Genomic DNA, 10,232 nt, shown 5'->3' with positions numbered 1-10,232 from the left:
AGGAAACACCGACCTCTGTGCCGACGACGCTCGCCTACCATACATCAGGACTCCCAACCGTTTCATGCATCGCGGGTCGGCAACGCCGGTGGGGGGCTAACGGGACACATCGAAGTGACGGCCCGGCGGTCGGGCGCCGGCCATGTGGTGCTGCGTGTGCGCGACAATGGGATGGGCATGTCCGGTGATCGCGGGTGCCCTTGGCTATGGGATCGTCCGCTCCCTCGTCGAACAGATCGACGGCGAGATGGACGTCAGCCGCGATGCCGGTGTCGCTGTGACGGTCATGTTTCCGGGATGACGGAACCGCTGTCCGGGCCAACGGCGAACCACCGGTGAGGAGCATGATCAGCGCATCCGGCGGCATCATGCCGGCTCGATCACCCAATGGACGGCGACGACAAGGTCCGCCATCAAGATCGGTTTCACGAGGAGCTGCGTGCGACCGGGATCGCCGCTCTGAATGCTGGCCACACCGCCCTCCGGCGGCGTCCCGGTCACGACCACGACCGGAAGGCCGGGCCGACCGCCACGCAACCGTTGGATCAGGACCTTCCCGTCCATGACGGGCATCCTGAGATCGGTCAGCAGCAGGTCGGCCCGGTCCTTGGCATCGGCTTCCAGCGCTTCCCGGCCGTTGTGCGTGACCGTGACACGGAACCCCGCACAGACCAGCGTGTCCTCCATGGCCATGATGGCCACGAGAGCCTCGTCCTCGACCAGGAGGACGTGAAGAGGAGGAGTCGGCGGCGCGTTCATCCGAAGGCCTTCGTCGTGGGGGCGGGTCTCGTTGGATTGGCACGGCGTGCGCCGGCCGGTTCGAGCGGGCTGCATCCGTTCCCACTCCCCGGCCGTCACGCTTTGCGAACCGACGTCCCGCCGGCCAGGCCGTCAAACGGCGTGGACACTCAGCGCGGTGCGATGACCATAACCATCATGCGCCCTTCCATCCGGGGCATCTGCTCGACCTTGGCGACGTCCTGGAACTGATCGCGCACACGGATCAGCACATTCATGCCCAAATCCTGGTGCGCCATCTCGCGGCCGCGGAACCGCATGGTCATCTTGACCTTGTCGCCCTCTTCCAGGAAACGCCGCGCGGCCCGCATCTTCACGTCGTAATCATGGTCATCGATGTTCGGCCGGAGCTTCAGCTCCTTGAGCTCGATGATCTTCTGTTTCTTGCGCGCCTCGCTGGCCTTCTTCTGCTCCTCGAACCGGAAGCGGCCATAGTCGAGGATCTTGCAGACCGGCGGCTCCGCCTGAGGCGCGATCTCGACAAGGTCGAGTTCGGCGTTCGCCGCCGCGTCGAACGCGTCGCGCAGGGAGACCACACCGATCATGTCCCCGCCGGCACCGACGAGGCGCACCGTGCGCGCCGTGATTTCCCGGTTGATGCGCGGGCCTTCGCGGACCGGGTCCGCATCGTAGAGTTTGGCTATGTCCAGTCTCCAATGGTTTGTCCGGTAAAGAGCCGGAACGGGGCCTGGCGGCCCGGATGCCGCCGGTCAGCCTGTGGAACCGGGGGGCGCGGTCAATATCCCTCGCGCAGCAAGCGCTTGCGGAGCAGCTTGCGCTGCCGCCGCACGGCCTCCGCCGTCCGCCGGGCCCGGCGCTCCGATGGTTTCTCGTAACGTCGATGGAGCCTCATCTCGCGGAAAAGCCCTTCGCGCTGCATCTTCCTTTTCAGGATGCGCAGGGCGCCCCCCACATCGTTGTCACGGACCTGGACGAGCATCGGACGGCGGTTCTCCGGCTGTTGTCTGTGTGGAGGCTGCTCGGTACGAGCTGCGCTCAGCCCAGGGTGTCGAGAACGATCTGGCGGATCTCACGCGGGGTGAGACGGGGCCATTCCGGCGCCCAGGGCCGCTCTATGCCAGGAGCAGGCCGTGGATGCTGCGGCTGTACGGCCAGGACGGTCCCGGTCGAAGAATGTTTTACGGTCATAAGAGTCCTTTGGCCGATGCGGACGATGTCCGCCGGCCGTTGTTGTTTTCATTAAGCTTCGGCGCTGGCGCCGGAAGGCGTGTGCACGCCGTCCAGGGCAGCGATCGCAGTCTGGCGGCAGACCGCGGCGCTCAAAGAGCGCGCAGATCCTCGGCCGAAACCTTGTCCCGCCGCGGGTCGCGGACCGCCTCGAAGGACAGCTTCTGTCCTTCATTGAGATGACCGATGCCGGATCGATCGACGGCGGAGATGTGGACGAAGACATCCGCCGAGCCGTCCTCCGGCTGGATGAAACCGTAACCCTTGGTGGAATTGAACCACTTCACGGTCCCGATAGCCATGAGCCTGCTCCCTTTCTGGTGTTGCCCAACCCGGTATGAGAGGGGCATCAAACTCACTTCAGGAAGAGGCGCTGACCCAAATGAACCGGTCGGGGAGCGCGTGCCCAGAGCAACTTCGATTGCCTTGAGGTGGGATCCTGGGTGGCCATATGCAAGAAAAAACTCTCTCGACCGATCTGAGGGCGCGCCGGTGATTTTGCCGTTTTTTTTGATCTACCATGAGAAGCTTTGAGGAATATGCAGGAATTTCGACCGCAGACGGGTTGCTTTCGTGGATTTTTTTGGGAACCAAAGCATCATTATTTTCCTGATTAGAAAGAGGATTATGTCTTCCCGATGTCCGGACGAGGCGCGACTCTGGCATGGGCGCTGGGAACTGCGCGGTTGGCTTGGCTTTGGGAAATCCTCACGGATTGTGTGAGCAAACTCCGCCCAGATGGCGGACGGTGCTGCAACCTCTTCAGACGCTTCTTGCGGTTCGAAAAAGCAGGAGAACCGAAAACGCAGGTGAGGCGGCTTGGGTGACGATAAGACGCTGTCATTGGTGTATGCCGGAATCGGCGGTGGCGCATCCGGGAACAGGTGACGAACGATTTGGCCTCCAAACGAAAGGTTGCCGATGAAGGACCGGACGGAGCGCATAAGGCAGGACACCCTCGAGACCGTTGCCGCGCGTATGAATGCGGCAATCGCGGCGGCGCGCGCGGAATGCTCCCAGGCTGCCGAAGCCTGCATTCAAGCCCGTCATCTTCAGGGAAGGGCGCGGGACATCCGCTCTGAGGCGGAGGAAATCCGACGGCGGTGTCGAGCCGCTCCTCGCTGCGTATTTTGGTGTATCCCAGCAGGGTGATGCGATCAGACGGATGCCGCGTCCCGTGCTGACGACCGTGCTGACAATGCCGCCTTGTGCATCCTGCCCCCTGAATCAGGATGCAGCTCAACACGCCATGGAGACCGGCGCTCGTGGACGACTTGGCCTGCTGCTGTCGGTGCTCGTCGTCGTCGGTCCCATTTCGCTGTCTTGGAGGTTATGATGGCTTCCATGAGGCTGATATTCTATAATATTTCGCACAACGTTCGTTGCTATGCATCACAATTGTTTAGGAAAACGAAAAAATTATGATTCAGTCGCCCTGGTTTTGCGTGACGGATAATTCGAGAAATCATTCTGAGATTTTGATTTATTCATTTGTATTTTTTCGAACGCATCCCATGTTGGGATGTCTGTATTATAGGGATACCAAGGCACACATGCTTCTGAAAAGGATCGCGAAGACGGCACTCGGCGGCCAGTCCGGGCGCTGGGGGCGTGTCGCCTTTCTTGTCGGCAAGTTGGCGGCAACGGCCGGGATCGCTCGGTCCGCGAACCCGCATCCGGCGGGAAGCTCCCTTGCGCGGAGTTGGTTTGCCGGATGGCGCACGCACCGCCCGACGAACCCGGTTCGGCCCACTTCGGGCGCAGGGCCCGCGCCCCAACCACACGGAGATCCGATGACGACGGACATGATTGAGAAACTCCCGGGAATGTCCAATGACGACCTTGGCGTTCTTATGTCCAACGCCGAACGTCTGGTGCAGACCGGCACACCGAAGCAGCAGACGGCTGCCCAGGCCATGCTGCCCGCCATCCAGGCCGAGGCCCTGCGGCGGCGCGACCTGAAGCCGGCCAAGCGCGCGCCGCACGGCGGCCGGAAGGCGGCGGCTGCCCCGCCTGATGCCTGATACATTGCACAGCCGGAGGTCACCCATGGACAGTCCGAAATACCATGTCGGCCAGATCGTCTATTTCGCCTCCGCCGCCGTGGAACACGGCGCACCGAGCTGTGCCCACCGTGTCGAGCGCCTTCTGCCGTCGGACGATGGCCGGCAGCAGTACCGGCTCAAAGTGGTGGACACCGGGCGCGAACGCGTCGTCCGCGAGGGCGAGTTGAGCGGACGGATCACGGTCGAGGCTTTGGCGCAACGCCTCTACGAGGCCGGCAATTCAACCAGCATCCCTTGGGCGCGGCGCGATCGAACCGTTCGTGATCCTTGGTTCAGGGAAGCGCTCGCCCGCCTTTCCAAGGGCACCGGGGATATCTGATCCGTTCGACGGCTGGTTGCGAACGGGAAAAGGCGCAGCGCCCGGTCAGGGCGTGACCTCGTCGGTCCACACCCGGAAGCCCACCAGCTTGTTCGGCCCGAAGGTGTGGGTCAGCGGCACGTCGGCGGCGTCGCGTCCCTGGGCGATCAGCACACGGCCGATCCGTGGCGCGTTGTTGCGCGGATCGAAGCCCCACCAGCGGCCACCAAGATAGACCTCCATCCACGCCGCGAAATCCATGGGTGCGTAGGGCGGCGGCAGGCCGATGTCGCTGACGTATCCCGTGCAGTAACGCGCCGGAATGTTCAGGCACCGGCAGAAGGTGATGGCAAGGTGCGTGTAGTCCCGGCAGACGCCACGCTGCTCCGCGTAGGTCTCGGCAGCGGTCCGGGTGGCGCGGGAATGTTCGTAGCCGAACACGACGTGACGGTGGACGAAATCGCAGATCGCCTGCACGCGCGGCCAGCCGGGCGGCGTCCCGCCAAACAGCCGCCATGCCTCCTCCGACAGAAGATCGGTCTCGCAGTAGCGGCTGCCGAGGAGGAACAGCAGCGTGTCCGACGGCAAAGCTTCCACGTCGCACTGGGTGGCGCCCGGTTCAACCGGATCGGGCTGGCCGGCGTCCTGGATGATGCCGTCCGTGCCGAGGGTGAAGCGTCCTGGGGGCGCAACGAGGCGGCAGCACCAGTTGCCGAAACTGTCCCGGTAACTGCCGATCGGAACGGGTGGGGTCGTGACGAGATGATCCGGGCGTTCAAGGCTCGCCACGCGCGAATGGTGTACGTTCAACATGACGATCATCGGGGTCGGCCCGGGAATGTCGTAGCTCAGCTCACAGCCCAGCCGGATGCGCATGGTGCCCTCCAGGATATGACCGGCTCGGGACCGGGACCGGTTTGGGACCGCAACGGAATAAGACGGCCGAAGCCGTCCTCGCCGGCGCGATCATGACCGCAACGCGTCAAAGCGCGCACAGACTCTCAGCCGAGACCTTGCCGCGACGCGGATTGCGTACGGCCTCGGGGGAGAGCTTCTGACCTTCGTCGAGGTTGCCGATGCCCGTGCGCTCGACGGCGGAGGTGTGAACTAAGATGTCGTCCGACCCTTGCTCGGGCTGAATGAAGCCGAAGCCCTTGGTCGTGTCGAACCATTTGACGGTACCGGTGGTCATGGGGTCGTTCCCCTGCTCGTGGCGCCCCACCCAGTGTCGAGGGGGGAATCTAATTCGCTTCGGGAAGAGAGATCCGAGCCCGAGTGCAGGGCTGGAGAAAACAGGCCCCAGAGCAACTTCGACCATTCTCACGTGGGGGGCACGGCCGGCTTCGGCAAGCAATTCCCGGCCGACCGACAAGAATCACATGACCGGCGCATGCGTTCCCGCTTACTACGCCGCCGTCGGGGTGCTGCCTTGCAGCGCAGCCTGCGACCTTTCCTTTGTCTTCGCCGCCATGCGTCAGGGTGGGGAAAAAGGCAGGACCATGCTCAGGCACCCCCGTTCCGGTTATCCTCTTTCATGGTGACCCGGAGCACCTGATCGCCTACGGGTCGGTTCCAATCACCGTCCCCAGCGCGCCGTCAAGGGCGAACTCCTCCAGCAGGTGGCGGCTCAGCCAGCTGACGCTGTTGTTTGTGGTCGTGGTCACGCGTTGCAAGGTTGGCCATCCAGCCAGCCGGATCAGGCGAGTGCGTAGGTCCTCCCGTTGGAGCAGGAGTTCGAATCCGGCCGAGTCTATCACGCTTCTAGAGAATTCTGACGGCGTGTCGAATTCTTCGCGAGGCAGTGCCGTTTCCGAATCAGAAGGGGAGCAATACCATGACCAAGCCACCTTTGAGAGCCTGCGTAACAACGCGGGAAAGCGATAGGCCGTCATTCTCGCGAGCGGTAGCATAACCCAAACCCGGCTCGAACCAGCGGCTCTGACCTAATCGGAGGACTGCGGATAGGGATGTGCGATTGACTCGATGAGCGGCATCACGCAGGAGACGATGGTGCGGGCGGTCGGACTCGAACCGACATATCCGTAAGGACGGCGGATTTTGAATCCGCTGCGTCTACCAATTCCGCCACGCCCGCACTGTGCCGCCCACCCTGTCTTCCGCGCTCTGCACCTATTCTGCACCTAGCGCCTTTGACGGGCTTTCCGACGACGTTTCTCCTACCACGCTAACCCACTAAAGAACAGCGACCTTTTGGCGTTCTGCGACAAACTGCCGCACCATAGACAAAGCTGTTTTTGAGTCCGCTGCGTCTACCAATTCCGCCACGCCCGCACGGTGCCTGCCGGATCCGGCGCTCGCGGCGGCCGGTGCCCGCTATATAGAGGGGAAATGGCCCTGGGACAAAGTGTTTTGTGCGGATGCGTCGGCGTGTCTGGCCTAAGCCTGTGGGGCGCGCTAATCTCACCCGCATGATGAACCGCCTCCCCATCGACGATCCGCGCTACACCGCCGGGCTTCTGGCCATCGCCAGCGCCGGCGTGCTGGCCGCCGCGCTGTTTTTCCAGTTCGTGCTGGGCTACCAGCCCTGCGTCCTGTGCCTGTGGCAGCGCGTGCCCTACGGCGCGGTGATGGCCTTCGGAATCGTCACGCTGCTGTTCCGCCAATGGCGCGGGCTGGGCGACGCGCTGCTGGTGGCGAGCGGGCTGGCCCTGCTGGCCGGCGCCGGGATCGCCGCCTATCATGTGGGGGTGGAGCAGCATTGGTGGGCCGGCACCTCGGCCTGCGGCGCCAGCGGACGCGCGCCCCAGACGCTGGAGGAGTTGCGCGCCCAGGTGCTCGCCGCCCCGGTCACCCGCTGCGACGAAGTGGCGTGGTCGCTGTTCGGGATTTCGATGGCGGGCTACAACGTCGTGATTTCGCTGGCGCTGTCCGCCTTCGCCTTCGCGGCGGCCCGCGCCGCCTACATCCGGACCTCGGTTTCCAGGACCTTCGCATGACCCCGCTCGACGCCACTGCCGCCACCGCCACCTCCCCGTCCACTGGCGAGTCGCCCGCCCCCCGGCCCCGCCCGCGCGGACGCCTGCCCGGCGACCCGACTCCGGAACAGCGGTTGGCGCGGATCGTGCGCGTGGACCATGCCGGCGAGTATGGGGCCAAGCGCATCTACGAAGGCCAGCTCTCCGTCATGGGTCGGGGCCGGCACGCCAAGACCCTGCGCCACATGGCCGACCAGGAGCTGGAGCATCTCCAATATTTCGAGAAGCAACTCGTCGCCCGCCAGGTTCGCCCGACCGTGCTGCAACCGCTGTGGCACGTTGCCGGCTTCCTGCTGGGCGCCGGAACCGCGGTGATGGGCGAGCGGGCGGCCATGGCCTGCACCGTCGCCGTCGAGCAGGTCATCGACGGCCATTACGAGGCGCAGCTGAAGCACCTCGGCCCGGACGAGGAGGAACTGAAGACCTCCATCCTCAAATTCCAGGCGGAGGAAGTGGAGCACCGCGACATCGGCCTGCTCAACGGCGCGGAGCAGGCCCCGGCCTACCCGGTGCTGTCCGCCGCCATCAAGGCCGGCACCAAGGCGGTCATCTGGGTGGCAGAACGGGTGTGATCGGCGCGGGTGTGACCGGGGGCGGGCGGAGCGGACTTTAGGCGGCTTTGCCGTCCGCTCCGGTTTCCGCTGGGATGGGTGCCGGGGCGGGCGGCGTGCCGTAGATCTCGTCCTCGCTCCGCCCGCAGCCTTCGCAGTAGCCATCCTCGCCGATGATGCAGATGCCCACGCAGGGATTCTCGTCGTCCATACCCAATCTTCCCCGGTCCAGCCTTCCCGATCGCGGCGTTTCTACATCGGATCGAGTTCGGTGTCCCAATAAAGAAAATCCCGCCAACTTTCGTGAAGGAAGTTTGGCGGGAATGCACGTCCGTTCTCTTGAAGCTGGTAGGCACTCGGCTGGAACGGGGGACTGAGGGGGATCATGCCGCAACTGTGCGGCAGCCTGTTTCCCTTCGCCAGATTGCAGGCCGAGCAGGAGGTGACGACGTTGTCCCAGGTGGTGCGCCCGCCGCGCGACCGTGGGGTGACGTGGTCGAAGGTCAGTTCCTGCGTGGGGAAGTGATGGCCGCAATACTGGCAGGTGAAGCGGTCGCGCAGGAAAACGTTGAATCGGGTGAAGGCCGGCCGCCGCGTCGCCGGGATGAACTCCTTCAACGAAATGACGCTCGGCAGCTTGACCTCGAAGGTGGGGGAGCGGACGACGCGGTCATATTCGGAGATGATGTTCACCCGGTCCAAAAAGACGGCCTTGACCGCCTCCTGCCAGGACCAGAGCGACAGAGGGAAGTAGCTGAGCGGCCGGAAGTCGGCGTTCAGCACCAGGGCCGGACAGTGATCGGGTGGTGGAGCCAATGGCCACTCCCTTCTCTGAAACGTGTCTGGAACCTCAGTCTGCTGTTCCGCCCCCTTGCGGGATGACACGCCGCCGGGTGACCGGAACACCAGATACATAGTTGATTTGTGCTTCGAACTCAATATGTCGCGCCGCACTGCGTCATTTCTTCACGATCCTGTAACCCTTTCGATGGACAGGGTTCCGGCCTTGCCGGGCGGTCCGCAGGATGGCTGTGACATTCGGTTGTGAAGCCTTGATCGTGCATTTTCCGACATCGTGGTTACTGTGCGTTAACCATGCTCTGAGATGGTGACGGCGCCCTAGGGGGACGCTTTCGAAGGGAACATCCATGAGCGCCACGATCATCGACCTTGCCGAGAAGCGCGCCGAGCGCGAGGAACGCGACCGCCAACGCCGCATCGACGCCTTCGACCGCGAACTGCGCCGTCGCCTCGCCATGTATCTGGAGGGTGAGGACATCCCGGTCGAGCCGATCAAGGACAACCCTTACATCTGACCGCCCTTTGCACCCCCACCCGTTGCGCCCGCAGCCAATGCAGGCCGGGCGCGGTTGGGGTATAAGGCGGGAATGACCGACGTCGTCACCCGCTTCGCGCCGAGCCCGACCGGCCATCTCCATCTCGGGCATGCCCATTCCGCCCTGTTCGGCTGGACCACCGCCCGCAAGGCCGGGGGGCGTTTCCTGCTGCGCATCGAGGACATCGACCCGCAGCGCTGCCGTCCGGAGTTCGACCGCGACCTGCGCGAGGATCTGGCTTGGCTGGGCCTGACCTGGGAGGAGCCGGTGCGCCGCCAGTCGGAGCATCTGGAGGATTACCGCGCCGCGCTGGCGCGGCTCGCCGATCTGGGCGTCGTCTATCCCTGCTTCTGCACCCGCAAGGACATCGCCGCGGAGATCGCCCGCGCCGGCCATGCGCCGCATGGGCCGGACGGTCCGCTCTATCCCGGCGCCTGCCGCGGCCTGTCGGAGCCGGAGCGGCAGGACCGCATCGCCGCGGGGGCGGCCTACGCCGTGCGGCTGGATGTGGGAAAGGCCATGGCGATGACCGGGCCGCTGCGCTGGCACGACCGGCGGCGCGGCTGGCAGGACGCCATGCCAAGCCTTCTCGGCGACATCGTCCTGGCCCGCAAGGATGTCCCGACGAGCTATCATCTGGCGGTCACCCTGGACGATCACCTCCAGGGCGTGACGTTTGTGACGCGCGGTGATGATCTCTTTTTCGCGACTCACGCGCATCGACTTCTTCAGGAACTCCTTCGAGTCGACCCTCCCGGTTACGATCATCATCCTTTGCTGGTGAACGAGCGGGGCGAGCGTCTTGCCAAGCGCGACAACGCCAAGACCTTGCGATCTCTTCGGGAATCAGGGCATACGGCGGCGGCGGTGCGCGCCCTGGCCGGCTTCCCGGAAGAGTTATGATCTACCACCAACTGTGTATTACAACGATGATCAAGCTATCCGTTTGAGGCGGGTCGCCTGGAATCTTCTTCCTCTTGCACGTATCTTTTGAATCG

At 64.1% G+C, this 10,232-nt stretch carries 14 protein-coding genes and 1 tRNA gene; 6 read left to right on the top strand and 9 right to left on the bottom strand.

The genetic code is table 11. The annotated features are described in order from the left end of the window. Positions 1-366 precede the first annotated feature (366 nt). The 4 genes from ACFPMG_RS10070 to ACFPMG_RS10055 all read right to left on the bottom strand — a co-directional run bounded on the left by ACFPMG_RS10070 (position 367) and on the right by ACFPMG_RS10055 (position 2,288). Complete coding sequence (locus tag ACFPMG_RS10070) at positions 367-759, bottom strand: response regulator (protein ID WP_376994997.1); 393 nt, start codon at positions 757-759, stop codon at positions 367-369. A 149-nt stretch (positions 760-908) separates the two neighbouring features. Then, positions 909-1,442, bottom strand: a complete 534-nt coding sequence (gene infC / locus ACFPMG_RS10065) for a translation initiation factor IF-3 (protein WP_376995002.1) — start codon at positions 1,440-1,442, stop codon at positions 909-911. A gap of 92 nt (positions 1,443-1,534) precedes the next feature. Next, positions 1,535-1,738 (bottom strand): 30S ribosomal protein S21, encoded by a 204-nt coding sequence (gene rpsU, locus ACFPMG_RS10060; protein WP_376994996.1) that lies wholly within the window; start codon positions 1,736-1,738, stop codon positions 1,535-1,537. Between the two features lie 340 nt (positions 1,739-2,078). After that, positions 2,079-2,288 carry a cold-shock protein gene (locus tag ACFPMG_RS10055; protein ID WP_376994995.1) on the bottom strand — a complete coding sequence of 70 codons (210 nt, stop codon included), beginning with the start codon at positions 2,286-2,288 and terminating at the stop codon, positions 2,079-2,081. Positions 2,289-3,779: 1,491 nt separating this feature from the next. Between ACFPMG_RS10055 and ACFPMG_RS10050 the strand changes: the two genes are divergently transcribed. Together ACFPMG_RS10050 and ACFPMG_RS10045 are read left to right on the top strand one after the other, a co-directional pair. Beyond that, positions 3,780-4,010 carry a hypothetical protein gene (locus ACFPMG_RS10050; protein ID WP_376994994.1) on the top strand — a complete coding sequence of 77 codons (231 nt, stop codon included), beginning with the start codon at positions 3,780-3,782 and terminating at the stop codon, positions 4,008-4,010. A 25-nt stretch (positions 4,011-4,035) separates the two neighbouring features. Further along, a complete protein-coding gene (locus ACFPMG_RS10045; protein WP_376994993.1) occupies positions 4,036-4,371 on the top strand; it encodes a hypothetical protein in 336 nt (111 codons plus the stop codon). A gap of 45 nt (positions 4,372-4,416) precedes the next feature. Here the strand turns inward: ACFPMG_RS10045 and ACFPMG_RS10040 are convergent, their stop codons facing one another. The 3 genes from ACFPMG_RS10040 to ACFPMG_RS10030 form a co-directional block, all read right to left on the bottom strand. Then, positions 4,417-5,226: a transglutaminase-like domain-containing protein gene (locus ACFPMG_RS10040; RefSeq protein ID WP_376994992.1), complete on the bottom strand. Its 810-nt coding sequence runs from the start codon at positions 5,224-5,226 to the stop codon at positions 4,417-4,419. Positions 5,227-5,332: 106 nt separating this feature from the next. Beyond that, positions 5,333-5,542: a cold-shock protein gene (locus ACFPMG_RS10035; RefSeq protein ID WP_376994991.1), complete on the bottom strand. Its 210-nt coding sequence runs from the start codon at positions 5,540-5,542 to the stop codon at positions 5,333-5,335. 816 nt (positions 5,543-6,358) lie between these two features. Then, positions 6,359-6,445, bottom strand: a tRNA-Leu gene (locus ACFPMG_RS10030). A gap of 334 nt (positions 6,446-6,779) precedes the next feature. On the opposite strand from ACFPMG_RS10030, the gene ACFPMG_RS10025 reads away from it, so the two are divergent. Further along, positions 6,780-7,307: a disulfide bond formation protein B gene (locus ACFPMG_RS10025; protein WP_081862857.1), complete on the top strand. Its 528-nt coding sequence runs from the start codon at positions 6,780-6,782 to the stop codon at positions 7,305-7,307. Continuing rightward, the gene (locus ACFPMG_RS10020; protein WP_376994990.1) at positions 7,304-7,918 is read left to right on the top strand and encodes a demethoxyubiquinone hydroxylase family protein; all 615 of its coding nucleotides are present in this window, start codon (positions 7,304-7,306) and stop codon (positions 7,916-7,918) included. The genes ACFPMG_RS10025 and ACFPMG_RS10020 overlap by 4 nt, the downstream gene beginning before the upstream one ends. A gap of 37 nt (positions 7,919-7,955) precedes the next feature. Here the strand turns inward: ACFPMG_RS10020 and ACFPMG_RS10015 are convergent, their stop codons facing one another. Next, positions 7,956-8,108, bottom strand: a complete 153-nt coding sequence (locus tag ACFPMG_RS10015) for a DUF1289 domain-containing protein (protein ID WP_079285116.1) — start codon at positions 8,106-8,108, stop codon at positions 7,956-7,958. 41 nt (positions 8,109-8,149) lie between these two features. After that, positions 8,150-8,713 (bottom strand): HNH endonuclease, encoded by a 564-nt coding sequence (locus ACFPMG_RS10010; protein WP_376995001.1) that lies wholly within the window; start codon positions 8,711-8,713, stop codon positions 8,150-8,152. A gap of 332 nt (positions 8,714-9,045) precedes the next feature. Here ACFPMG_RS10010 and ACFPMG_RS10005 point away from each other — a divergent pair, with 332 nt between their 5' ends. After that, a complete protein-coding gene (locus ACFPMG_RS10005) occupies positions 9,046-9,213 on the top strand; it encodes a hypothetical protein (RefSeq protein WP_014241314.1) in 168 nt (55 codons plus the stop codon). Between the two features lie 72 nt (positions 9,214-9,285). After that, complete coding sequence (gene gluQRS / locus ACFPMG_RS10000) at positions 9,286-10,137, top strand: tRNA glutamyl-Q(34) synthetase GluQRS (protein ID WP_376994989.1); 852 nt, start codon at positions 9,286-9,288, stop codon at positions 10,135-10,137. The last annotated feature ends 95 nt before the right edge of the window (positions 10,138-10,232 follow it).

This window comes from Azospirillum himalayense (assembly GCF_042657465.1).
GTDB lineage: Bacteria > Pseudomonadota > Alphaproteobacteria > Azospirillales > Azospirillaceae > Azospirillum > Azospirillum himalayense.
Note: the sequence above shows the minus strand (reverse complement) of the source record. Positions and strands in the feature narration are given on the sequence as shown.

What these genes read in the sequence shown, in the direction of transcription:
- ACFPMG_RS10035 (WP_376994991.1), bottom strand. Translation starts at nt 5,542, where the DNA reads ATGACCACCGGTACCGTCAAATGGTTCGACACGACCAAGGGCTTCGGC.
- ACFPMG_RS10045 (WP_376994993.1), top strand. Translation starts at nt 4,036, where the DNA reads ATGGACAGTCCGAAATACCATGTCGGCCAGATCGTCTATTTCGCCTCC.
- ACFPMG_RS10020 (WP_376994990.1), top strand. Translation starts at nt 7,304, where the DNA reads ATGACCCCGCTCGACGCCACTGCCGCCACCGCCACCTCCCCGTCCACT.
- ACFPMG_RS10050 (WP_376994994.1), top strand. Translation starts at nt 3,780, where the DNA reads ATGACGACGGACATGATTGAGAAACTCCCGGGAATGTCCAATGACGAC.
- gluQRS (WP_376994989.1), top strand. Translation starts at nt 9,286, where the DNA reads ATGACCGACGTCGTCACCCGCTTCGCGCCGAGCCCGACCGGCCATCTC.
- ACFPMG_RS10025 (WP_081862857.1), top strand. Translation starts at nt 6,780, where the DNA reads ATGATGAACCGCCTCCCCATCGACGATCCGCGCTACACCGCCGGGCTT.
- ACFPMG_RS10055 (WP_376994995.1), bottom strand. Translation starts at nt 2,288, where the DNA reads ATGGCTATCGGGACCGTGAAGTGGTTCAATTCCACCAAGGGTTACGGT.
- ACFPMG_RS10040 (WP_376994992.1), bottom strand. Translation starts at nt 5,226, where the DNA reads ATGCGCATCCGGCTGGGCTGTGAGCTGAGCTACGACATTCCCGGGCCG.
- ACFPMG_RS10015 (WP_079285116.1), bottom strand. Translation starts at nt 8,108, where the DNA reads ATGGACGACGAGAATCCCTGCGTGGGCATCTGCATCATCGGCGAGGAT.
- ACFPMG_RS10070 (WP_376994997.1), bottom strand. Translation starts at nt 759, where the DNA reads ATGAACGCGCCGCCGACTCCTCCTCTTCACGTCCTCCTGGTCGAGGAC.
- rpsU (WP_376994996.1), bottom strand. Translation starts at nt 1,738, where the DNA reads ATGCTCGTCCAGGTCCGTGACAACGATGTGGGGGGCGCCCTGCGCATC.
- ACFPMG_RS10005 (WP_014241314.1), top strand. Translation starts at nt 9,046, where the DNA reads ATGAGCGCCACGATCATCGACCTTGCCGAGAAGCGCGCCGAGCGCGAG.